The following is a 22,777-nucleotide window of genomic DNA, read 5'->3' as shown; positions in this document are numbered from 1 at the left end:
CCGACGAAGACTACGAATACGAGCCCGTCACAGGTGCATTCGCCGGTATCCCGATCAGCGAGTTCATGTGGGCCCGCCAGCGCGGCCGGCGCATGGTGCTGATCTGGGTAGCGCTCGTGCTGGCGCTCACCGGGCTGGTCGCGACCGCCGCATGGACGGTCGGCAGCAACCTGACGGGGCTGCTCTAGTCGCCTCTAGTCGCCGTGGCGATCGCGAGCGCGGCGGAGCCGGGCGAGGCGGGTCGCCACCCTAGTCCCGAAGCATCTCCGCGACCAGGAACGCCAGTTCCAGCGACTGTTGGGTGTTCAGCCGCGGATCACACGCCGTCTCGTAGCGGCCCACCAGGTCCGTGTCCGAAATGTCTTGCGCGCCACCGAGGCATTCGGTGACGTTCTCGCCGGTGATCTCGACGTGGATGCCGCCGGGATGCGTGCCCAACGCGCGGTGCACCTCGAAGAAGCCTTGCACCTCGTCGACGATTCGGTCGAAGTGCCGGGTCTTGTAGCCGTTCGACGACTCGTGGGTGTTGCCGTGCATGGGGTCGCACTGCCACACCACCTGATGACCGGTGGCCTGGACCTTTTCGACGATGGGCGGCAGCAGGTCGCGCACCTTGTTGTTGCCCATCCTGCTCACCAGCGTCAGCCGGCCGGCCTTGTTGTGCGGGTCGAGCCGCTCGACGTATTCGACGGCCAGCTCCGGAGTGATCGTGGGGCCGATCTTGACGCCGATCGGGTTGGCGATCACCTCCGCGAACGCGACGTGCGCGCCGTCGAGCTGACGCGTCCGCTCGCCGATCCACACGGTGTGCGCCGACAGGTCGAACAGCTGCGGCTCGCCCTCATCGCTGTGCGACAGCCGCAGCATGGCCCGCTCGTAGTCGAGCACCAAAGCCTCATGGCTGGCGTAGATTTCGGCGGTCTGCAGGTTGCGGTCCGCCACGCCGCACGCGCTCATGAACCGCAGGCCGCGGTCGATCTCGGTGGCCAGCGCCTCGTACCGGGCACCCGCCGGTGAGGTCCGCACGAATTCCCGGTTCCAGTCGTGGACCAGGTGCAGCGAAGCCAGCCCCGACGACGTCAGCGCGCGCACCAGATTCATGGCCGCGCTGGCGTTGGCGTAGGCGCGCACCAGCCGCGACGCGTCGTGCTCGCGCACGGCGGCGTCCGGGGCGAAGCCGTTGATCATGTCGCCGCGGTAGGACTTCAGCCCCAGCGCGTCGATGTCCGCCGAGCGCGGTTTGGCGTACTGACCGGCGATGCGGGCCACCTTGACCACCGGCATGCTGGCGCCGTAGGTCAGCACCACGGCCATCTGCAGCAGAGCGCGGATGTTGCCCCGGATGTGGGGTTCGGTGTTCTCGGTGAAGGTCTCCGCACAGTCGCCGCCCTGCAGCAGAAAAGCCTCGCCCTTGGCGACCTGAGCCAGGTGTTCTTGCAGCCGCAGGATTTCCGACGGCACCGTCACCGGCGGCACGCTTTCCAGAACCGTCCGCATCGCAGCCGCTTGTTCGGAGGGCCAACTGGGCTGCTGAGCAGCCGGTTTGGCCAGCGCGGCGTCCAGCCGGGCCCGCAGATCGGCGGGCAGCGGCGGCAGGTCCGGCAGCTGGTCGATCGGAATGTCGACGGTCCAGTTCATCGCACCATGGTAACCGGGCTCAGGCCCCCGCCTGATCATGGCTGATCAGGGCGAACGCCGCCCAGACGGTGCTCAGGCGCCCGCACCCCGCTCTCCGGAGGTGATCAGCCGAAATCGGCGCAGCTGGTCCCGTGCGTCGACCAGGGCGTCGTGGGCATCTTTGGGCCGCGGCGGCATGCGCGGGGATCCGTGCTCCTCCCACAGCTGGCGCAATTCCCTCGTGAAGCGGGGTATCGCATGCGGCAGGGCCGGCATCGCGCCCCACAACTGGCATAGCGCGACGTGGTCGTATGCCGCCACCCAGGCCCAGAGCTCGATCGGCTCGGCGCCGTTCACCCCGAAGAACTCCTCGAGGTCCTGACGGATCCGCTGACGCGAGCGCCACAGCGGCGACGACGGGGACGGCAGCTTGGGCAGCACGTTGGCCCGCACCCAGCTGCCGGCGCGCTCGGGGTCGAACTCGGTGGACACTGCGTAGTACTCGCGACCGTCCTCGGCGACCACCCCGATCGAGATCAGCTCGATGGTGCGGCCGTCCTCGATGAATTCGGTGTCGTAGAAGTACCGCACCGGAGAGAGCCTAGACCGGCGACGACGAGCGCCGACACGGCGCGAGTACGGAGCCGGTCCATCGATGTAATGGGGCTACACGCGGCTGATCGGGCCGATCAGAATGGGCTCGGTCCCCTCCGGCGGCGGTGCGGGATGCACGTCGTGGTCGAGTTGCGCATCGACCGCGCGTTCGTCGGGCACGCTCGGGGTGCCGGCGATCGCGCACTGCAGCCACAGCTTGGCCCGCACTACCGGGCGGCGCAGCAGGCGTTCGCGCTGCAGCGCGCGTCGCATCTTGTCCGGCTGGGTGCTGTAGCGCCACCGCGCCCATGGGGCGTGCGGACGCGACAACCGGATCGCGCCGATGACCAGCAGCACGACGATGAACATGCCTAGCAAACCGGTCCACACCTTGCCCTTGAGTACCACCACGACGGCCAGCGGCAACGTCAGCACCATTCCCCCGGCCACCACTGCCCGCAGCGCCAGCGAGTCGGTGCCGTCCCAGATCGGCAGGAAAAACATCAGCGGGTGCAGCCCCATGATCAACAGCCCGGCCACCGCCACCGCGGCGAAGACGGCATCCACCGACGTGCGGCCGTCTTCTTCCCAGTAGACGTCGGACAGGTGCAGGATCAACGCGTACTCGTCCAGCACCAGGGCGGCGCCGATCCCGAAAAGCGTTGCAGATAAGGTGAATTCGGGCTCTTGTCCGTTGACGGCCAGGGTCACCAGCGTCAGCCCTGAGAGCATGACCAGGACGACGCCGAAGGTCACATGGTGGATGTGCACGCCCCCGATGTGGACGTTGCGAGGCTGCCACCAACGAGTCGGACGACCGGCCGCGCTGCGATGACGGATGACGCGCACGAACGTTCGGGTGACGAAAAAGGTCAGGATGAAAGCGGTCAGGCAGCACAGCAAAGGCAGCCGGCCACGGTCGACGATGTCGTGAGCGAACCAACTCGTAAGCCTTGGTACGAACCAGTGGAGCACACTTGAAACCTACGCCAGTGTGCGCCGACACCTCGGGAGCCGCGCTGCAGCACCGGAGAAGACATCGGCACCGATTACGCTGTTGTCCGAAATGACTAGTTCGCAGACGCCCGGCGTGGGCTTCCCTAGCAGGAATGGCCCCCTCCGGGCGTTGCTGTGGCTCCTGCTTTGGGCGGTGGCCGTGGCCGGGCTCGGATACATGGCGTGGTACCTGTTCGCGCAGACGCCGTACCGCATCGACATCGACATCTATCAGATGGGCGGTCAGGCCTGGCTGGACGGGCATCCGCTGTACGGCAACACCATGTTCCACACGCCGATCGGGCTGGATCTGCCGTTCACCTATCCCCCGCTGGCGGCCGTCGTCTTCTGCCCGTTCTCCTGGTTGCACATGCCGGCCGCCAGCATCGCGATCACGCTGCTGACCTCGGTGTTGCTGATCGTGTCCGTCACGATCGTGCTGACCCGCCTAGACGTCTGGGAGACCTCGGCAAGGCTGGCCGGCCCGGCCTGGTTGCGCCGGTTGTGGCTGGCCATAGTCATCGTGGTGCCGGCAACGCTCTGGATGGAACCGATCAACTCCAACTTCGCCTTCGGCCAGATCAATGTCGTGCTGATGACCTTGGTGATCGCCGACTGCATGCCGCGCCGGACGCGCTGGCCTCGCGGGGTGCTGCTGGGCCTGGGAATCGCGCTCAAACTAACCCCCGCGGTCTTCCTGCTCTACTTCGTGCTGCGCCGGGACAACCGGTCGGCGCTGACCGCGATGGGCTCTTTCGTGGCCGCGACGCTGTTGGGCTTCGTGCTGGCATGGCACGACTCCTGGCAGTACTGGACTGAAACGGTGCACCACACCGATCGGATCGGCGGCGCGGCGCTGAACACCGACCAGAACATTGCGGGCGCCCTGGCCCGGGCCGGCCTCGGCGAGCAGCCACGCTTCGTGCTGTGGGTGGCCGGGAGCGTGGCGGTGCTGGCGCTCACCGTTTGGGCGATGCGCCGCGTGCTGCGCGCCGGCGAGCCGATGCTCGCGATCATCTGTGTCGCGCTGTTCGGCTTGGTCGTCTCACCGGTGTCCTGGTCACACCACTGGGTGTGGGCGCTGCCGGCGATCCTGGTGACGGCGATAGTGGCCTGGCGGCGTCGCAACTCCGCCCTGGCCGTGCTTAGCGTCGTCGGGGTGGCGCTGATGCGCTGGACGCCCATCGACCTGCTGCCGAAGTATCACGAGTCGACGGCGAACTGGTGGCGCCAACTAATCGGGATGTCCTACGTCTGGTGGGCGCTGGCGCTGATCATCACGGTCGGCGCCACGGTCACTGCCCGCGGAACGTCGCGGGAGTCGCAGCCCCAGCAGCTGACGCCGGTGACGGCCGTCGGCTGACCGGCGCTAGCCGGCTGCGGTCTCGGGGATCCGGTCGGCCTGTCCGCTCGTCGGCTGGGCGCCGTTGCCACGTTCCTTGAGGGTTGCGGCGTAGATGTCGACGTACTCCTGACCGGACAGCTCCATCAGCTCGTAGATCACTTCGTCAATGACGGCCCGCTCGATGAAGCGGTTGCCGGCCATCCCCTCGAATCGCGAGAAGTCCATCGGCTTGCCGAAGCGGACGGTGACCCGACCGAACCGCAACATGCTGGTGCCGGGCGGATTGACGACATTGGTGCCGATCATCGCGACCGGAATCACCGGGACCCCGGTCTGCAGCGCAAGTCGCGCGAGCCCCGTCTTGCCCTTGTACAGCCGGCCGTCGGGCGAGCGGGTGCCTTCGGGGTACATCCCCAGCAACTTGCCCTGATGCAGCACCTGCTCCGCGGTGTTCAGCGCGGCCTGCGCGCTGTCGGCATCGGTGCGGTCGATCGGAACCTGGCCGACGGCGTTAAAGAACCACCGCTGAAACCAGCCCTTTAAACCCGTGCCAGTGAAATATTCTGACTTCGCCAGAAACGTGATCCGGCGTCGCACCACCAGCGGGAGGTAGAAGCTGTCCATCACCGCCAGGTGGTTACTGGCCAGTATCACCGGTCCGGAACTTGGAATGTGTTCCAGCCCTTCGACTTTCGGTCGACCGAGCAGGGACAGCAGCGGGCCCAGCAGAATGTATTTGAAAAGCCAATACGCCATGGCCCTCCCTCTCGCCCGCACCAATGATGTTCGCGGCCAACTGTACCCATCCGTGACGGAAGGGACCACCTTCGCGAGGGCGGGTCACTCCTCGACTGTGACCGGGATGTGCTGATAGCGCGTCTTCGTTGCGGCCTCCCCCGCGCCCGTGTCGCCGCCGCCACCGCCCGGGGGGCCGCCGTCGGGCGGATCCGGTGTCGGTTTGGCTGACCGGTCGATGTCGGCGACGATGTCGCGTATCACGTCGAGCAGGGCGATGCTGTGATCGGCGATGATCGTCAGCAACGGGTGCTGATCTCCGGTCGCCAAGGCGGCCAGCGCGCATACCGGGCACCACACCTGCTGGCACTTGCCGGTCCCGGGTCCCCCGCCGGCCGTCAGCGCAGCCGCCGCACGCACGGCGGGGTCGATTCCGTCCAGGATCGCCTGGGCGAGCCTGCGCAGCTCCGGACCGATATCGGAATGCGCCCCACTCATCTAGGCCACACCTCCGGATCTGGTCTGAAACGCACGGTCAGCTCGCTACCCCGCAGGTGTGCGTCCAGCACCGTGCAACGCCGAAGTACGGATGCTAGCCGAACCCGGCGCCGGGATCCGCCCGCGCTGACGATCAGGTCGTCATCGACGCGCCCCAGCGTCAGCGCCGACTTGTCGAGCTGCGGCAGCGCCAGCCGCATCCGGTAGATCGCGTCGACCCCGGTTCCGGACTCCAAGTCCACGATCGGCCGCAGCGGCCCGGGCGGCGCGGTCCCACCCCGACGGCGCGCGCTGTCGAGCAGTGCACCCAGCGCCTTGGCGCCGATCGGTTCGCCGGCCAGATGCGGGGTCAACACCAGCGCCACCTCGCCGATGGTGGCGTCGAGTTCGTCGAGAACACCGCGTTGTTCGGAGATGCGTTCGGTGTACCAGTAAAAGGCCGGGTGCTGGGGAAGATTGCGGTACTCGTATGACTCGTCTTCGACCAGAACCTGGTTGACGATCAACTCCTCGACGCGCACACCCATCAACGCCAGCGAGCCCAGCGTCCGCACGGCCTCGGCGGCGACCACCCGCTCGGGGGTCAGCACCAGATGCGCGCTGACCAGTTCGCCGTCGGTCAGCAGTCCGCTGAGCCGCTCGACGCTGCCGCTGATGCGCTCGAGCAACTCGACCATCGCCGCCGAGCGGGCGTCGTCGGCGGTGAGCGACAACCTGCGATGCCGCGGCCACGCGCGCTCCACGTAGAGGCCGAAGGTCGCGGGCAACGTCAACATCCGCAGCGCGTCGGCGGTAGAGGCGCAGTCGACGACGACGCGGTCCCATCGCCCGGAGTCGGCCAGCTCGCCGACGGCGTACAGGCCGAGCACTTCCTGAACACCCGGCAGCGCCGAAAGTTCTTCGGGTGCAATGGTACTCAGCTCGGAATCGGCGAACCGCCGATCCAGTGTTTCGACGACGTCACGCCAGCGCACCTCGAGCAGGGCCAGGGTGTCCAACGCCAGCGCGTCCAGGAAGCCGCCACCCGCCTCCGCTTGGCCGGTTTCGAGATCGGCGAGCACCCGAACCAGCTCATCCTGGCTCGGCGGGACGGGGATACCCAGCACGTCGCCCAAAGAGTGCGCCTGGTCGGTGGACACCACAAGGACCCGCTGTCCCGCGCTTGCGGCGCCGACCGCGGTCGCAGCGGCCAGGGTGGATTTACCTACCCCGCCTTTGCCAACGAAAAGACTGATCCGGGCCGGGGTGGGTGCCCTGAATGCAGCGGACTCACTCAGCCTCGACTCGTTTCTTGAGATCCTTCAAAGCGGTGTCGATCAACCGGCGCTCGGCCTTGCGCTTGAGCAGACCAAGCATCGGGACGGCGAGGTCGACGGCGAGCTCGTAGGTGACTTCGGTGCCAGATCCCTTGGGCGCCAAGCGGTATGAGCCTTCGAGGGAACGGAGCAGCGAGCTGGAGGTCAATGTCCAGCTGACCGATTGCCGATCCGCCGGCCACGTGTAGGCCATGACCATCGTGTCCTTGAGGACCGCGGCGTCGAGCACCAGACGCGCAATCTTCGGGTTGCCGTCGGCGTCCTTCTCCTGGACCTCGGCCTCCTTGTACTCCGAGATCCATTCCGGATAGGAATCGATGTCCGCGATCACCTGCATCACGGTTTCCGGGTCGGCTTCGATGTAGATGGTTTGCGTCGTTTTCTCCGCCACCTGGTTGCTGCCCTTTCTTCCGCAAGCGGGTCGACCCCGGCTCCGGGAATTCTTCTGCTACGGGACCAACCGCGGGCCTCCGGTCCGAAACGCTACTCTCCGCGCAGACCTGACCCGGCTAAACTACCGGAGAAACCCCGACGGGACGTGACCGTTCCACCGTCGCCTTCACCTCGAACGCCATTTTCTTACCGGCCACTCGGCGGCGATGCGTCATCTTCGGCAAATTCAACTTGGCCAGCTGCCAGGCCGCGACACCCGTCGGCTCGGCGTGCAGGAAGTAGTGCAGCACCACCCCGTCCAGCGACGGTTCCAGCCAAATCTCCATGGTGCCGGTCAGCGCGCCGGTGACCGCCCAGCGGATGCCTTTGTCGGCACGGTCCTCGATGACTTGCAGGCGCAGATCCGGCCACCAGCGACGCCAGCTGGACTGATCGCCGATCGCGGCGGCGACCCGCGCACCGCCGGCGGCGAGAAACGTCTGATCCGCGATCTGGATGCTGTTCACGGATCTCAGCTTCACACACCGGGCTCGCACCGCCATCGGCGAGGGCGGGTCAATCCGCCGGTTGCGCTCGCAATCGAGGCGCCCGTCCAACCGACCCGCCCCGTGCTGCGCGAATGCTCGATTAGGCTGGTGTTCAGCAAGCCGGCTCCTTTTAGAATTGTCACTAGATCAATCGAGGTCACAAGAGTGCGTGAGTACAGCGTCCCCGCCCGCTTCTCTGTCGACGAGCACGACAACATCGCGGCCATGGTGTTCGAACACGAGCGCAACGATCCCGACTTCGTCATCTACCAACGCCAGGTGGACGGCGAGTGGACCGACGTCACGTGCGCCGAAGCGGCAGGCCAAATCCGTGCTGCCGCACTGGGTTTGATTGCGCTAGGGGTGCAGGCCGGTGACCGGGTCTCCATCTTCTCGGCGACCTGCTACGAGTGGCCGATATTGGACCTCGCGATCTTGTCGGTGGGCGCGGTGACCGTTCCGATCTATGAGACGTCGTCGGCCGAGCAGGTGCGCTGGGTGCTGCAGGACTCGGAGGCGGTGCTCGCCTTCGCCGAGACCGACGCGCATGCCTCGATGGTCACCGAACTCACCGCCGAACTCCCTGCGCTGCGCCGCGTGCTGCACATCAACGGCTCGGGCCCCAAAGCGCTCGACCAGCTCGTCGACGAGGGCGCCTCGACCGACCCGGCCGAGCTGACCGCACGCCTGGAGGCGCTGCGCGCCGACGACGCCGCGACCCTCATCTACACCTCTGGCACCACCGGGCGGCCCAAGGGTTGCCAGCTGACGCATTCCAACCTGCTGCACGAGACCAAAGGCGTGAAGGAAAGCCTCCCCTCGCTGCTCGACGAGGGGCAGCGATTGCTGATCTTCCTGCCGCTGGCCCACGTGCTGGCGCGCTCGCTCACCCTGTCCGCGTGCGCCAACAAGGTAACCGTCGGATTCACCAGCGACATCAAGAACCTGGTCCCGATGTTCTCGGTGTTCAAGCCGACGGTGGTGGTATCGGTCCCGCGGGTATTCGAAAAGGTCTACAACACCGCCGAGCAGAACGCCGCCAACGACGGCAAGGGGAAGATCTTCGCGGCGGCCGTGCAGACCGCGGTCGACTGGAGCGAGGCGCAGGACCGCGGCAGGACCGGGCTGGTGCTGCGCGCCAAACACGCACTGTTCGACCGGCTGGTCTACCACAAGCTGCGCGCGGCGCTAGGCGGCGACTGCCACGCGTCGGTCTCGGGCGGCGCTCCCCTGGGCGCGCGGCTGGGCCACTTCTACCGCGGCGTGGGACTCACCATCCACGAGGGCTACGGGTTGACCGAGACCAGCTCGGCCATCACGGTCAACCAGGTCGGCAACGTCAAGATCGGAACCGTCGGAACGCTGGTGCCCGGCAACAGCATGCGCATCGCCGAGGACGGCGAGCTGCTGGTGCGCGGCGGCGTGGTGTTCAGCGGCTACTGGCGCAACGAGCAGGCCACCAACGACGCGTTCACCGACGGCTGGTTCCGGACAGGCGATCTCGGCTCCCTCGACGAGGACGGCTTTTTAAAGATCACCGGCCGCAAGAAGGAACTCATCGTCACGGCGGGCGGAAAGAACGTCGCGCCCGCGGTGCTCGAAGACCGGCTGCGGGCGCATCCGCTGATCAGTCAGGCGATGGTCGTCGGGGACAACAAGCCGTTCATCGGCGTGCTGATCACGATCGATCCCGAGTCGTTCGACGGCTGGAAGCAGCGTAACCAGAAGTCGGCCGGCGCGTCGGTGGGCGATCTGACCGCCGACCCCGACCTGGTCGCCGAAGTGGACGCGGCCGTCAAGGACGCCAATCAGGCTGTCTCGCACGCGGAGTCGATCCGCAAGTTCCGCATCCTGCCCGTCGACTTCACCGAGGACACCGGCGAATTGACGCCCACGATGAAGGTCAAGCGCAACGTGGTAGCCGAGAAGTTCGCCTCCGACATCGAGGCGATCTACTCCAAGGACTAGCCCAGCAGGTCCGACAGTCGAGCGGCCAGCGTGTCCCAGCGCCACTGGGACGTCACCCATTCGCGCCCGGCCGCGCCCATCTTGGCGGCGCGGTCGCGATCGCTGAGCAGCTCGGTAACGGCCTCGGCGATCTCGTTCACCGATGTTCCGTCGATCACCAATCCAGTCTTGTTTTGCTGCACGGCTTCCGGAGCTCCGCCGGATTGACCGGCGATCACCGGCACGCCCGTCGCCGACGCCTCCAGGAACACGATGCCCAGGCCCTCGACGTCCATGCCGGCGCCCCGCGTGCGGCACGGCATCGCGAAGACGTCCGCCAGCGCGTGGTGCGCGGGCAGCTCGGCGGACGGTACGCCGCCGGTGAACGTCACATGCTCATCCACCCCGTGGTCGCGAGCCAGCTTGCGCAACGAGTCCAGGTAGGGGCCACCGCCGACGACGACCAGGGCCGCGCCGTCGACGTGTTGGCGGACCGACGGCAACGCCTTGATCAGCATGTCCTGGCCCTTGCGCGGCACCAGCCGCGACAGGCAGACGACGGTTGGCCGCTCGCCGAGCCCGTAGCGTTCGCGCAGTTCGTCACGGGCCGCCGGATCGGGGCGGAACCGCTCGGTGTCCACACCGGGTGGCAGGTATTCCAGACAGGCCCTGGGCCCGAAGGCCGGGGCGAACCGCGAGCGAGTGTAGCGGCTGACAAAGGTGACGACGTCGGTGTGATCGCCGATGCGGCGCAGCACCGAGCGCGCCACGGGGAGCATCGACCAGCCCACCTCGTGGCCGTGCGTGCTGGCCAGCACCCGGGTCGCCCCAGCCCCACGCGCGCGCTGTGCCAGCAATGCCAGCGGCGCGGCCGCACCGAACCAGACGGTGTCGATGCCGTGCTCGCCGATCAGCCGGCGCATTCGGCCGTCCACCGCGGGGCCGGGCAGCATCAGGGTGCCGGGATGACGCACGACCCGGTATCCGGAAACAGCTGCTTTCTCGTCGAAGGCGTCGGCGCCCTTCCATTGCGGCGCATACACCGTCAACGAGTGCGACCCGGCCGCCGCCAACCGGCCGACGAACTCACCCAGGTACGACTGAATGCCGCCCGGGCGGGGCGGAAAGTCGTTGGTAACCAGCAGGACCCGACTCATCGTCGTCAGGCTAGCGTGACTGTAGGCGCTGCAACCCTAGCGGGTCAGCCACTGATGCCAGCCCGCGAGCAAGCCCGTCGGGCTGGTCTGGAAGATCTCTTGGGCCGCGGTGGGCATGTCGGCGTGCCTGATGCCGCAGGTGATCAGATAGAAGTCGCGCAACTTCGCCGCGCCGTAGGTGTCGGCAACGAACCGGGCGAACCACCACGCGCGGTCGTAGGCCAGGGAGCGTTGCGGACCGGGCGTATCGAGGTCGGCGTCCGACGGCAACGTCAGAGGTACCGGCACCGCGTTCGGCGGCACCCGCGTCGGCGGGCGGCCGACAAAGTCGGCGACCCCTTCCTGGATCCATCGGGGTGCGTCCAACAGGGTGTCGGCGCGCGAAGCGTAGTGAAAAAGCTCGTGCGTCAACACGATTCGTAGTGACGCGTCGCTCATGTTGGCCGCGGCCGGCGCGAACACCATCCGCTGGCCGACCGCGACCCGGTGAGCGGGATCGACCCGGTCGACGACCGTCACGGCCGCGATGTCGGCCCACTGCGACGGCGGCCCCCCGCCGGCGGCGGCGCGAAACTCCTCGTCCGAGCCGGCTACCACCACCGAGATGAGGCGCGACCAATCGACGCCCCAGAACGTCTCCACCGCGGTGATCGCGGCACCCATGTAGGACGTCACCCGCGAGACGAGGCGGTCGCTGGACGCGCCGCCAAGACCCAGCAACCGGACGGTGCGGTCACCGATCTCCAATGACTTCGTCGCGGCGTTGACCTGGCTACGGGCCGGCGTGATCAATTGTGGGGGCCTGGCGCGGCTGTCGCTGGCCGCGTCGAACGGCACGGCCGCGGCGACGATCAGCTCGACAACGAACACCCAGGCCAGCAGTATCGGCAGCCGCCGACGCTGCGGAGCAGGACGCTTAGTAGCGACGGGCGTCGTGGATCGGGCCGGCGGAATTCATCGGCACGACCCGCACCGGCACGCCGTAGGTGGAGGAATGGATCACCATGCCGTCACCGACATAGATGCCACTGTGTGACGCGTCGGAATAGAAGGTCAGCACGTCGCCGGGCTGCAGATCCGATAGGGAAACCGGCTGACCGCCTTGAGCTTGCGCCTGGCTGGAGTGCGGCAGCGAGATACCGGCCTGCTGGAACGCCCACATCACCAGGCCCGAGCAATCGAACGCACCGGGGCTTGCGCCGCCCCACACGTAGGATGACCCGACCTGGGTCAGCGCTGCCTGCACGACGGTCCCGCGGTCACCGCCGCCGCCGAAGGGAGCCTGTCCGGGCAGCCCACCAGGAGGCGGCGCCTCACCCGGCGCCTGGCCGGCGGGCGGTGGCGCACCGGGCGGAGCGGCATCGGGGGCCGGCGCACCGGGCGCCGGCGCGGCCGGTCCGGGGGCGGCCAGCGCGGTGCGCTGATCGGGAGACAGGGTGACGTACTGCGACTTCACGACCGCGATCTGGACCTGCAGCTGACTCTGCTTGGACTGCAGGCTGGCCCGCACCGCGGCAGCCTGCTCGGCTGCGCTCTTCGCGTCGGCGGCGGACTTGGCGGATTCCCGCTCGGCCTTGGCAGCCTGCTCACCCGCGTTGCGGAAGCTGGCCATCTGGTCGGCCATCTCGGTCGCCATCACCCGCTGCACGGCCAGCTTGTCGATCAGGCCCTGCGGTGATCCGGCGGTCAGGATGGCTTGCATGCCGTCGACCCGGCCGCCCATGTACGTCGCGGCGGCGAGGTTGTTGACGGCACCCTGGTACGACGCCAACTTGGCCTTCGCGGCGTCCACCGCGGCCTCGGCATCGGTGTGCTTTTGGTCCGCGGCGCGCTGGGCCGCCACCTTCTGGTTCAGGTCCAGCTGAGCGCTGTGCATGGCTTCGGTGGTCTGCTCGGCCTGGCGGGAAAGCTCATTGAGCTTTGCCACCGCATCCTGAGCCGGATCGGCAGCCACCCGTGGGGCGATGACACCCGACAACACCGCAAAGCCCGCTAGCGTCCCGATAGCCGAACGTGTTACGACGCGCGCAACCGGGTATCTAGGAACAAGCTTCAAGATTTGCATCCTTAAACGGCCATCGACGGTTGGGCGTCGAGCTGGTTTAGGTCTCAAACAGGTTACGAAACGATATCGACGTTTGTCCAAAGCAGATGGTTAAGAAATTGGAAAGAATTCTGTCATTATTATGTGGATGACGTGGACTGCTTCGGAAACGTTTGGCACGCAAGGCATCTTAAGCGACGCCCGAACTGCGCTCGCGCCGGATAGGCACTAACCGCAATCGTGGTGCCAAGCCAACTTCGGCCAAAACCTCCAATGCGGCCCGTTCGTCGCTCAACAAAGTTTCTGGGACCCCGAGTATCACGCTGACTACACAGTCGCGGCATCCGGGACCGCGCACCGCGCAATCATCACAGTCGATCACCACCGGCGCCCCGGCTCCCGGCACGCTCGTTCCGTCGCTGTCGGGGCCCTGAATTCTGGAACTAGGTGGTGCCATCGGGGGCGGTCCTCTCCGGTCTGAGTGCCGAACGTCAAGTCGATCTATCCGCACGCTAACGGCAGGCACCGACATCCACCCACGCTGAGATTTCGCCGGCCAACCGATCCGGACCCGACCGGCGTGGAAGCCAGCCCGGTGTCGGTGCTCACGCTTAACGTCACGGCCGTGGCTGCGACGGGTGTGGCTGGTGCGACTCAGCTGAGTTTTGCCGACGTGGGCTCGTTCGCGGCCGAAGAGGTCTCGCTGCGCGAGACCACCTTCGTCGTGGTGGACCTGGAGACCACCGGCGGGCGCACGAAAAGCACCGAAACCGCACCCGCCGATGCCATCACCGAGATCGGGGCGGTCAAGGTGCGCGGCGGCGTCGTACTCGGCGAGTTCGCCACCCTGGTCGACCCGGAGCGCAGCATCCCGCCCCAAATCGTGCAGCTGACCGGCATCACCACGGCGATGGTGTCCGACGCGCCGACCATCGACTCCGTGCTGCCGATGTTTCTGGAGTTCGCCCGTGGCGCGGTCTTGGTCGCTCACAACGCCGGGTTCGACATCGGATTCCTGCGCGCGGCCGCGCAGCGCTGCGACATCACCTGGCACCGGCCTCAGGTGCTGTGCACGGTTCGGCTGGCCCGCCGGGTGCTGAGCCGCGAGGAAGCGCCCAGCGTGCGGCTGGCTTCCCTGGCGCGGCTGTTCGCCGTGGCCACCCAACCCACCCACCGCGCCCTCGACGACGCCCGCGCCACCGTCGACGTGCTGCACGCGCTCATCGAGCGCGTCGGCAACCAGGGCGTGCACACCTATTCCGACCTGCGCTCGTATCTGCCCGACGTGACACCGGCCCAGCGCCGCAAGCGGGTGCTCGCCGACGGCCTGCCGCACCGGCCGGGCGTCTACCTGTTCCGCGGGCCGGCCGGCGAGGTGCTGTACGTCGGCACGGCCGTCGACTTGCGCCGCCGGGTGGGCCAGTACTTCACCGGCGCCGATCCCCGCGGCCGGATGAAGGAGATGGTCGCGCTGGCCAGCGCGGTCGACCACGTCGAATGTGCGCATGCCCTCGAGGCCGGCGTGCGCGAGTTGCGGATGCTGGCCGCGCACGCGCCGCCCTACAACCGCCGGTCGAGGTTTCCGCAACGCTGGTGGTGGGTGGCGCTGACGGACGAGGCGTTCCCGCGGCTGGCGGCGGTGCGCGCGCCGAAGCATGACCGGGCCGTCGGCCCCTTCCGGTCGCGCGCCGACGCCGCCGACACCGCCGCCCTGCTGGCCCGCTTCACCGGCCTGCGAACGTGCACCAACCGCTTGGGGCGCTCGGCGTGGCACGGGCCGCTGTGCGTCGAGGCGGAGGTCTCGCCCTGCCCCGCCGCGCGTGACGTCACCGCCACCCAGTACGCGGGGGCCGTGGCGCGCGTCGCGGGCCTGATCGACGGCGAGGACGACACCGCCCTTGCGGCCGCCGTGGACCAGGTCGCCGCGCTCGCCGGGCGATGTCATTTCGAGAGCGCCAGGCGGCTGCGAGACCGCATCGGCGCTGCCGTCGAGACTTTGTGGCGCGGTCAGCGGTTGCGGTCCCTGGCGGTGCTGCCGGAACTGGTCGCCGCCGCACCCGACGGCGCCGGCGGCTACCAGCTCGCGATCGTCCGGCACGGCCAGCTCGCCGCCGCGGGCAACGCCAAACGCGGGGTGCCACCGATGCCGGTCGTCGACGCGATTACCGCTGCGGCACAAGCGATTCTGCCGTCGGCCGCGCCGCTGGGCGGCGCGCTGGTCGAGGAGACCGCTCTCATCGCGCGCTGGTTGACCGGACCTGGAGTGCGCATCGTGCGGGTCGCCGAGGACGGATGGGCGTCACCGCTGCGCTCGGCCGGCGCGTGGGCGGCCTGGGCGGCGACGGCGCGCTCGGCGCGCGAGGCGGCGCGCCAGTGGGATTCAGACCTGCTGGCTGAACCGCACCCAACGCGAGAGCAGTTGTTCGGCGGCGCCGGAGTCGATCGCGGCCGCGGCACGCTGCAACCCGTCCTCCCACGCCGGCAGCCATTCGGCGCGGCTGGATAGGCCGGCGTGGGCGACGATCGCGCCTGCTGCGTTGAGCACGACGGCGTCGCGGACCGGGCCGTTGGCGCCGGCCAGCACGGCACGCACCTCCGCGGCGTTGGCCTGCGCGTCACCGCCCAACAGGTCCCCGATGTCGGCCCGGGGAAACCCGAATCCGGCCGGATCGAATGTCAGCTTGTCCACCGTTCCGGCCTGCACCCGCCAAATCGTGCTGGTGGTGGTGGTCGTCAACTCGTCGAGTCCGTCGTCGCCATGCACGACCAGCACGCTGGACCGCCGTGCCGCGAACACGCCCGCCATCACCCCGGCCAGGTTGGCGAACGCGCAGCCGATCAATCCGGCCCGGGGTTTGGCCGGATTGGTAAGCGGCCCAAGGAGATTGAAGACGGTCGGCACGCCGATTTCGCGACGGACCGCGGACGCGTGCCGGTACGACGGGTGAAACAGCGGCGCGAAGCAGAACCCGATGCCGACCTCGGCGAGGCTGCTCGCGACCTGGTCGGGGTCGAGGTCGATGCGCACCCCGAGCGCCTCCAGCGTGTCGGCGCCGCCGGACAACGACGAGGCGGCCCGGTTGCCGTGCTTGACCACCGGCACGCCGGCGGCCACGACCACGATCGAGGCCATCGTGGACAGGTTGACGGTGTTCACGCCGTCGCCGCCGGTGCCGACGATGTCGACGGTGTCGTCGCGGATCGCGCCGGCGGGCATCTGGCGCGCGTGGCTCAACATGACATCGGCCAGCTCGCTGACCTCGGCCGACGTCGGGACCTTCACCTTCATCGCGACCGCAAAGGCGGCGATCTGGGCCTGGCTCGCGTTGCCCGCCATGATCTCATCCATCGCCCAGGCGGCCTGACCGCGGTCCAGGTCCTGCCCCTCCGTCAGCCGGCCAAGGACGAGCGGCCACGACGGCGCGGGACCGCGCGCGGGAGAACCCGCGATGGACGAAGCGTCGGACGACAGAGCCACGCGCCGATGGTCCCACGAGGACCGAAGCTCGCCCAACCGTCGCCGCGAGGGGCCCGGGGGCGACTCCCGCGCGACGCGCGCAACATCAAATGCCGCCCCGGGTGGAGTTCAACAACTACAAAGCGTCATACTTGCGGATGTGACCAGTGCTGCCGGGACCTCAGGTACAGCAATTACGTCGCGGGTGCATTCGCTGAATCGCCCCAACATGGTCAGTGTCGGCACCATAGTTTGGCTTTCCAGCGAACTCATGTTCTTTGCTGGCCTGTTCGCGATGTACTTCACCGCCCGCGCCCAGGCCGGCGGGAAGTGGCCGCCGCCGCCGACCGAGCTCAATCTGTATCAGGCCGTCCCCGTGACGCTGGTGCTGATCGCGTCGTCGTTCACCTGCCAGATGGGGGTGTTCGCGGCCGAGCGCGGCGACGTGTTCGGGCTGCGCCGCTGGTACGTGGTCACCTTCCTGATGGGGCTGTTCTTCGTCTGCGGGCAGGGCTACGAGTACTTCCACCTCGCGACGCACGGCACCACCATTCCCGGCAGCGCCTACGGGAGTGTGTTCTACCTGGCCACCGGCTTCCACGGCCTACACGTCACCGGCGGTCTGATCGCCTTCATCTTCCTGCTGGCCCGCACCGCGATGAGCAAGTTCACGCCGGCGCAGGCTACGGCCAGCATCGTCGTGTCCTATTACTGGCATTTCGTCGACATCGTGTGGATCGCGCTGTTCACCGTGATCTATTTCATCCGATGACCCGGCCCTAGACGAACAGGAGTGCTCGGTTGAAGAAACTGGGGTCTACCCGATTCGGTCGCGGCATGCGGCTGGGTAAATCGCTCAAAGGGCAGAACGATCGCTCCCGACGGCGCTTGCGCCGCCGGTTGTCGGGTGGCCTGCTGCTGCTGATCGCGCTGACCATCGCCGGCGGCCTCGCCGCGGTGCTGACGCCCAAGCCGCAGGTGGCTGTCGCCGACGAGTCGGCCTCGGCCCTGCTGCGCACCGGCAAGCAGCTGTTCGACACGTCGTGCGTGTCCTGCCACGGCGCCAACCTGCAGGGTGTGCCCGACCGCGGTCCGAGCCTGATCGGCGTCGGCGAGGAGGCCGTGTACTTCCAGGTGTCCACCGGCCGGATGCCCGCGATGACCGGCGAGGCCCAGGCGCCGCGCAAGGAGCCCATCTTCGACGAGGCGCAGGTCGACGCGCTGGGCGCGTACGTGCAGGCCAACGGCGGCGGACCCACCGTGGTGCGCAATCCGGACGGCAGCTTGGCGATGCGCTCGCTGCGCGGCGAGGACCTGGGCCGAGGCGGAGACCTGTTCCGGCTCAACTGCTCGTCGTGCCACAACTTCACCGGTAAGGGCGGCGCGCTGTCCTCCGGTAAGTTCGCGCCGGACCTGGAGCCCGCCAACGAGCAGCAGATCCTCGCGGCGATGCGGACCGGCCCGCAGAACATGCCGAAGTTCTCCGACCGCCAACTGTCCTTCGAGGCCAAGAAGGACATCATCGGTTACGTGAAGGCAGTCACCGAGGAGCGTCAGCCGGGCGGTTACGGCCTCGGCGGATTCGGACCCGCACCCGAGGGCATGGCGGCGTGGATCATCGGGATGGTGGCCGCCATCGGGCTGGCACTGTGGATTGGGGCACGAGCATGAGCGACCACGACGTTCGCGGCTCTGACACCGACAAGGGCGCCGGGGACCCCAACGAGCCCAGCGAAGCGGCGCTAGCCGAGATGTCGCAGCAGGAACTGTTGACGCTGGGCGGCAGGCTCGACGGCGTCGAGACGGTTTTCAAGGAACCGCGCTGGCCGGTCGAGGGCACCAAAGCCGAGAAGCGCGCCGAGCGCGGCGTTGCCCTGTGGCTTCTGGCGGGCGGCGGATTCGGGCTGGCGCTGCTGCTGATCTTCTTGTTCTGGCCGTGGGAGTACAAGCCGAAAGAGGCCCCGGGCAGCTTCATCTACGACCTCACCACCCCGCTGTACGGGCTGACCTTCGGGATGTCGATCCTGGCGATCGGAATCGGCACCGTCCTGTACCAGAAACGCTTTATCCCCGAAGAGATTTCGATCCAGGACCGCCATGACGGCGTTTCACGCGACATCGATCGCAAGACGGTCGCGGCGAACCTGGGCGATGCCTTCCAGACCTCCACGATCGGGCGGCGCAAGATGGTCGGCCTGTCGATGGGCGTGGGGCTGGGAGCCTTCGGCGCCGGCACCCTGGTCGCCTTCCTCGGTGGTCTGATCAAGAATCCGTGGAAGCCGGTGGTGCCCACGGCCGACGGCAAGAAGGCCGTGCTGTTCACCTCCGGGTGGACCCCGACCTACCACGGCGAGACCATCTACCTGGCACGCGCGACGGGCTCCGCCTCCACATCGCCGTTCGTGAAGATGCGCCCCGAGGACATCGACGCCGGCGGCATGGAAACCGTCTTCCCCTGGCGGGAGTCCGACGGTGACGGCACCACCCCGGAATCGCAGGAGAAGCTCCGCGCGATCAACCAAGGTGTGCGCAATCCCGTGATGCTCATCCGAGTCCGGCCCACCGACATGGGCCGGGTGGTCAAGCGGCAGGGCCAGGAGAGCTTCAACTTCGGTGAGCTGTTCGCCTACACGAAGGTCTGCTCGCACCTTGGTTGCCCCGCATCGCTTTACGAGGAGCAGTCCTACCGAATCTTGTGCCCCTGCCACCAGTCGCAGTTCGACGCCTTGCACTTCGCCAAGCCGATATTCGGGCCGGCCGCGCGTGCGTTGGCGCAATTGCCGATCACCATAGACACCAACGGGTACTTGGTTGCCAACGGCGACTTCGTCGAACCCGTCGGCCCGGCATTCTGGGAGAGGACGACAACATGAGTCCGAAACTGAGTCCCCCGAAAATCGGCGATGTCCTTGCCCGCCAGGGCGAGGACATCGATACGCGTTATCACCCGTCGGCGGCCGTACGCAGACAGCTGAACAAAGTCTTCCCCACCCACTGGTCGTTCCTGCTGGGCGAGATCGCGATGTACAGCTTCATCGTGCTGCTGCTCACCGGCGTGTACCTGACGCTGTTCTTCGACCCGTCCATGGCCGAGATCACCTACAACGGTGCGTATCAGCCGCTGCGCGGCGTGGACATGTCGAAGGCCTTCGCGTCGACCCTCGACATCTCCTTCGAGGTGCGGGGCGGCCTGTTCGTCCGTCAGGTCCACCACTGGGCGGCCCTGATCTTCTCGGCATCGATCATGGTGCACCTGGCACGCATCTTCTTCACGGGTGCGTTCCGGCGGCCCCGTGAGGCCAACTGGGTCATCGGCTCGCTGCTGCTGATCCTGGCCATGTTCGAGGGCTACTTCGGCTACTCCCTGCCCGACGACCTGTTGTCGGGCATCGGGCTGCGCGCCGCGCTGTCCTCGATCACGTTGGGAATGCCGGTGATCGGCACCTGGCTGCACTGGGCGCTGTTCGGCGGCGACTTCCCCTGCGGCGGTGTGGGTAACGAGTGCGCGACGGCGGGTTACATCATCCCGCGCATGTACGCCCTGCACATCCTGCTGCTGCCCGGGATCATCCTGGCGCTGATCGGACTGCACCTGGCGATGGTCTGGTTCCAGAAGCACACCCAGTTCCCCGGCCCCGGCCGCACCGAGCACAACGTCGTCGGCGTGCGAGTGATGCCGGTGTTCGCCGTGAAGTCCGGCGCGTTCTTCGCCACCATCGTCGGCGTGCTCGGCCTGCTCGGCGGCCTGCTGCAGATCAACCCGATCTGGAACCTGGGTCCCTACAAGCCATCCCACGTCTCGGCCGGCTCACAGCCCGACTTCTACATGATGTGGACCGAAGGCCTGGCGCGCATCTGGCCGCCGTGGGAGTTCTACTTCTTCCACCACACGATTCCCGCGGTGGTGTGGGTCGCACTGCTCATGGGCGGCATCTTCATGCTGCTCATCGCCTACCCGTTCCTGGAAAAGCGGTTCAGCGGTGACTACGCGCACCACAACCTGCTACAGCGTCCTCGCGACGTGCCGGTGCGCACGTCGATCGGCGCGATGGCGATCTCGTTCTACATGGTGCTCACCTTGAGCGCGATGAACGACATTATCGCGTTCAAGTTCGACATCTCGCTGAACGCGACGACGTGGATCGGGCGTATCGGCATGGTGATCGTTCCGCCGATCGTCTTCTTCATCACCTACCGGTGGTGCATCGGGCTGCAGCGCAGCGACCGTGCGGTTCTCGAGCACGGCATCGAGACCGGCATCATCAAGCGGCTACCGCACGGTGCCTACATCGAGCTGCACCAGCCGCTCGGCCCCGTCGACAGCCACGGCCATCCGATTCCGCTGGCGTACCAGGGCGCACCTGTGCCGGTCAAGATGAACAAGCTGGGCTCGGCCGGTTCGCCGGGTACCGGTAGCTTCCTGTTCGCCGACCCGGCATCCGAGGACGCGGCGTTGCGCGAGGCCTCGCACGCCTCGGAGCACCGGGCCCTGACCGCTCTCCGCGAGCACCAAGCCGAGAGCTCCAACGGTTCGTCCAACGGCTCCCCCAACGGCGAGACGAACGGGCACCACTAGCCGGCGATCCAACGCACCTATGCCGTGGGCGGGAACTGCACCGCCCACGGTTCGGGAGCGACATCGGCGACGCCGATGAGGTAGGCGATGGTGTGGTACCAACCCGCCGTCGTCGTCAATTCCAGGATCTGCCGGTGGTCGAAATCAGCGCACAGGTCGGCGAACAGTTCATCGGAAATCGCGCTGTTGTGGTGCAGGCGATCGGCGAGCCGAATAATGTTGCGCTGCTTGCGATCCCAGCAGGGGTCGTCGGATCCGCCGTGCACGGTGGAGTACAACTGGGCGTCGGTGAGCCCGAGCGGCTTGCCGAACGCGACGGCGTGCACTCCCCACTCGTATTCGGCGGAGCACTGTGCGGTGGTCCGGGCGATCATCACCTCACGCGACAGCGGATCGACGATGCGGCTGCCTAGTATGCCCGCGCCGAGCGGACGCATGCGCGAGGCCAACTCGTCATGCACGGCCAGAGTGCGAAACAGCGCCAGCGGTGGGACACCCGAGCCCGGCGGCATCCACTTGGCCAGCAGTTCGCCGATTTTCGGATCGTACGGAGGTTCCAGGGGCGCGATGCGGGGCACGGTCAACCTCCTGACGCTCTGGTTATCAGAGCATTGACTTTAGCGCTCTGCGAATCGGAGCACAAGCCACTCGCCCGGTCGACTAGTCTGCGAGTGTGCCTGCACCGCACAAGGAACCCATCATGGTCCTGCTCGATCTACTCGGGCGGCGCTGGGCGATGCGCGTGATCTGGGAGCTGCGGTCGGACGAGTTGACGTTCCGGCAATTGCAGCAACGTTGCGAGGGCGTCTCGGCCACCGCGCTCAACAGCAGACTGCACGAACTTCGCGACGCGGGCATCATCGAGAACGGCGCCAATGGCTACCAGCTCTCCCGCGAAGGTCAGCGGTTGTTGGAAGCCTATGAGCCGCTGAGCGTCTGGGCTCACCGGTGGGTGCGTCGCCGCTAGGGCTCGTCCACCACGCGACGCAGCTGGCGGACGTGTAGCCACTCGACCACCGGCATCGCCGCGGTGACGACGCCGGCCAGCGCGTATCCGACCCAGGACGGGCCGTCGTGACCGACCGCCATCAGGTAGGTCGCCGTCGCCACCGCGATCAGGGCCGCGCCCATGGTCCCGGTCAGCAGGACCGTGCCGCGCAACCAGACCCGGTCCACCGACTCGCCTGACCAATCGGTGCCCGAGGCCGCGACCCGCTGCTCGCGCACCGGCGGCACCCGGTCGGCCGGGGTGCGCGGCTTCTGAGACATCAGGCGCACCGGGGGCCGGTCGGGTGCGGTCATCCCCCGTGCGGCGGGCTCGGACTGCGCCATCCGGCGCGCCCGCAACAGGATCGGGATAGCCCCCGCGATGATCAGCGCGGAAACAATGATGACGGTATACAGCACCCAGTTGGTATGGGGACTGCTGCTCGCCGCCTTGTGAAAACCGCGGCCCAGATCGGCCAGTGCGACGGCCGCGGCCACGCTCACGCCCAACAACACCAGCCAGACGGCGGCACACGACCCGATCAGGATGCGATCGATGACCTCCGGGGAGATCGTGTCGTCCGCTCC

22 protein-coding genes and 2 pseudogenes are annotated in these 22,777 nt (G+C 67.6%); 9 read left to right on the top strand and 15 right to left on the bottom strand.

Translation table 11 applies throughout. The features are described 5' to 3' along the window. Window positions 1–188, top strand: a pseudogene (locus tag JOZ00_RS20075) (serine/threonine protein kinase); the annotation flags it as partial. A 61-nt stretch (window positions 189–249) separates the two neighbouring features. Here the strand turns inward: JOZ00_RS20075 and JOZ00_RS20070 are convergent. From JOZ00_RS20070 to JOZ00_RS20060, 3 genes are all read right to left on the bottom strand, one after another. Beyond that, window positions 250–1,638 carry a class II 3-deoxy-7-phosphoheptulonate synthase gene (locus tag JOZ00_RS20070; protein ID WP_293346891.1) on the bottom strand — a complete coding sequence of 463 codons (1,389 nt, stop codon included), beginning with the start codon at window positions 1,636–1,638 and terminating at the stop codon, window positions 250–252. A 72-nt stretch (window positions 1,639–1,710) separates the two neighbouring features. Beyond that, a complete protein-coding gene (locus JOZ00_RS20065; protein ID WP_293346890.1) occupies window positions 1,711–2,208 on the bottom strand; it encodes a polyadenylate-specific 3'-exoribonuclease AS in 498 nt (165 codons plus the stop codon). Window positions 2,209–2,283: 75 nt separating this feature from the next. Beyond that, window positions 2,284–3,186, bottom strand: coding sequence for a hypothetical protein (locus JOZ00_RS20060; RefSeq protein ID WP_293346889.1), 903 nt, complete (start codon window positions 3,184–3,186; stop codon window positions 2,284–2,286). Between the two features lie 91 nt (window positions 3,187–3,277). On the opposite strand from JOZ00_RS20060, the gene JOZ00_RS20055 reads away from it, so the two are divergent. Then, complete coding sequence (locus JOZ00_RS20055) at window positions 3,278–4,570, top strand: glycosyltransferase 87 family protein (protein WP_293346888.1); 1,293 nt, start codon at window positions 3,278–3,280, stop codon at window positions 4,568–4,570. A 6-nt stretch (window positions 4,571–4,576) separates the two neighbouring features. Here JOZ00_RS20055 and JOZ00_RS20050 read toward each other — a convergent pair whose 3' ends face one another. The 5 genes from JOZ00_RS20050 to JOZ00_RS20030 form a co-directional block, all read right to left on the bottom strand. Next, complete coding sequence (locus tag JOZ00_RS20050; RefSeq protein ID WP_293346887.1) at window positions 4,577–5,308, bottom strand: lysophospholipid acyltransferase family protein; 732 nt, start codon at window positions 5,306–5,308, stop codon at window positions 4,577–4,579. Between the two features lie 84 nt (window positions 5,309–5,392). After that, entirely contained in the window at window positions 5,393–5,785 is a 393-nt protein-coding gene (locus tag JOZ00_RS20045; protein ID WP_293346886.1) for a hypothetical protein, read from the bottom strand. Continuing rightward, window positions 5,782–7,062 (bottom strand): ArsA family ATPase, encoded by a 1,281-nt coding sequence (locus JOZ00_RS20040; RefSeq protein ID WP_293346895.1) that lies wholly within the window; start codon window positions 7,060–7,062, stop codon window positions 5,782–5,784. The genes JOZ00_RS20045 and JOZ00_RS20040 overlap by 4 nt, the downstream gene beginning before the upstream one ends. Next, window positions 7,055–7,492 (bottom strand): SRPBCC family protein, encoded by a 438-nt coding sequence (locus tag JOZ00_RS20035; RefSeq protein WP_293346885.1) that lies wholly within the window; start codon window positions 7,490–7,492, stop codon window positions 7,055–7,057. The genes JOZ00_RS20040 and JOZ00_RS20035 overlap by 8 nt, the downstream gene beginning before the upstream one ends. 118 nt (window positions 7,493–7,610) lie before the next feature. Beyond that, window positions 7,611–8,000, bottom strand: coding sequence for a polyketide cyclase / dehydrase and lipid transport (locus JOZ00_RS20030; RefSeq protein WP_293346884.1), 390 nt, complete (start codon window positions 7,998–8,000; stop codon window positions 7,611–7,613). Between the two features lie 186 nt (window positions 8,001–8,186). Between JOZ00_RS20030 and JOZ00_RS20025 the strand changes: the two genes are divergently transcribed. Beyond that, the gene (locus tag JOZ00_RS20025) at window positions 8,187–9,989 is read left to right on the top strand and encodes a long-chain fatty acid--CoA ligase (protein ID WP_293346883.1); all 1,803 of its coding nucleotides are present in this window, start codon (window positions 8,187–8,189) and stop codon (window positions 9,987–9,989) included. Here the strand turns inward: JOZ00_RS20025 and pimB are convergent. The 4 genes from pimB to JOZ00_RS20005 form a co-directional block, all read right to left on the bottom strand. Next, entirely contained in the window at window positions 9,986–11,125 is a 1,140-nt protein-coding gene (pimB, locus tag JOZ00_RS20020; RefSeq protein WP_293346882.1) for a GDP-mannose-dependent alpha-(1-6)-phosphatidylinositol monomannoside mannosyltransferase, read from the bottom strand. The two genes, JOZ00_RS20025 and pimB, sit on opposite strands and share 4 nt — an antisense overlap. A gap of 36 nt (window positions 11,126–11,161) precedes the next feature. Further along, window positions 11,162–11,995 (bottom strand): hypothetical protein, encoded by an 834-nt coding sequence (locus JOZ00_RS20015; RefSeq protein WP_293346881.1) that lies wholly within the window; start codon window positions 11,993–11,995, stop codon window positions 11,162–11,164. Between the two features lie 46 nt (window positions 11,996–12,041). Then, on the bottom strand, window positions 12,042–13,181 hold the full coding sequence (ripC, locus tag JOZ00_RS20010; protein ID WP_293346878.1) for a peptidoglycan hydrolase RipC: 1,140 nt from the start codon (window positions 13,179–13,181) through the stop codon (window positions 12,042–12,044). A 178-nt stretch (window positions 13,182–13,359) separates the two neighbouring features. Beyond that, window positions 13,360–13,626, bottom strand: a complete 267-nt coding sequence (locus JOZ00_RS20005) for a hypothetical protein (protein WP_293346875.1) — start codon at window positions 13,624–13,626, stop codon at window positions 13,360–13,362. Window positions 13,627–13,650: 24 nt separating this feature from the next. On the opposite strand from JOZ00_RS20005, the pseudogene JOZ00_RS20000 reads away from it, so the two are divergent. Further along, a pseudogene (locus tag JOZ00_RS20000) lies at window positions 13,651–15,612 on the top strand (DEDD exonuclease domain-containing protein); the annotation flags it as partial. Here JOZ00_RS20000 and trpD read toward each other — a convergent pair. Then, window positions 15,550–16,647, bottom strand: coding sequence for an anthranilate phosphoribosyltransferase (gene trpD / locus JOZ00_RS19995; protein WP_293346872.1), 1,098 nt, complete (start codon window positions 16,645–16,647; stop codon window positions 15,550–15,552). The pseudogene JOZ00_RS20000 and the gene trpD sit on opposite strands and share 63 nt — an antisense overlap. Window positions 16,648–16,786: 139 nt before the next feature. Between trpD and JOZ00_RS19990 the strand changes: the two genes are divergently transcribed. The 4 genes from JOZ00_RS19990 to JOZ00_RS19975 are packed head-to-tail and all read left to right on the top strand — an operon-like array spanning window position 16,787 to window position 21,202. Next, window positions 16,787–17,398, top strand: a complete 612-nt coding sequence (locus JOZ00_RS19990) for a heme-copper oxidase subunit III (RefSeq protein ID WP_293346869.1) — start codon at window positions 16,787–16,789, stop codon at window positions 17,396–17,398. 29 nt (window positions 17,399–17,427) lie between these two features. Next, a complete protein-coding gene (locus tag JOZ00_RS19985; RefSeq protein WP_293346866.1) occupies window positions 17,428–18,297 on the top strand; it encodes a cytochrome c in 870 nt (289 codons plus the stop codon). Continuing rightward, window positions 18,294–19,499 (top strand): ubiquinol-cytochrome c reductase iron-sulfur subunit, encoded by a 1,206-nt coding sequence (locus JOZ00_RS19980; protein WP_293346863.1) that lies wholly within the window; start codon window positions 18,294–18,296, stop codon window positions 19,497–19,499. The genes JOZ00_RS19985 and JOZ00_RS19980 overlap by 4 nt, the downstream gene beginning before the upstream one ends. After that, window positions 19,496–21,202 (top strand): cytochrome bc complex cytochrome b subunit, encoded by a 1,707-nt coding sequence (locus JOZ00_RS19975; RefSeq protein ID WP_293346860.1) that lies wholly within the window; start codon window positions 19,496–19,498, stop codon window positions 21,200–21,202. The genes JOZ00_RS19980 and JOZ00_RS19975 overlap by 4 nt, the downstream gene beginning before the upstream one ends. Before the next feature lie 17 nt (window positions 21,203–21,219). On the opposite strand, the gene JOZ00_RS19970 is transcribed toward JOZ00_RS19975, so the two are convergent. Then, on the bottom strand, window positions 21,220–21,780 hold the full coding sequence (locus JOZ00_RS19970) for a carboxymuconolactone decarboxylase family protein (RefSeq protein ID WP_293346857.1): 561 nt from the start codon (window positions 21,778–21,780) through the stop codon (window positions 21,220–21,222). 95 nt (window positions 21,781–21,875) lie between these two features. On the opposite strand from JOZ00_RS19970, the gene JOZ00_RS19965 reads away from it, so the two are divergent. Continuing rightward, the gene (locus tag JOZ00_RS19965; RefSeq protein WP_293346854.1) at window positions 21,876–22,169 is read left to right on the top strand and encodes a helix-turn-helix domain-containing protein; all 294 of its coding nucleotides are present in this window, start codon (window positions 21,876–21,878) and stop codon (window positions 22,167–22,169) included. On the opposite strand, the gene JOZ00_RS19960 is transcribed toward JOZ00_RS19965, so the two are convergent. Beyond that, window positions 22,166–22,762, bottom strand: coding sequence for a DUF2561 family protein (locus JOZ00_RS19960; protein ID WP_293346893.1), 597 nt, complete (start codon window positions 22,760–22,762; stop codon window positions 22,166–22,168). The two genes, JOZ00_RS19965 and JOZ00_RS19960, sit on opposite strands and share 4 nt — an antisense overlap. Between the last annotated feature and the right edge of the window lie 15 nt (window positions 22,763–22,777).

The organism is Mycobacterium sp., from assembly GCF_019243155.1.
Lineage (GTDB): Bacteria > Actinomycetota > Actinomycetes > Mycobacteriales > Mycobacteriaceae > Mycobacterium.
The sequence above is the reverse complement of the archived record's forward strand: the minus strand, read 5'-3'. Positions and strand labels throughout refer to the sequence as shown.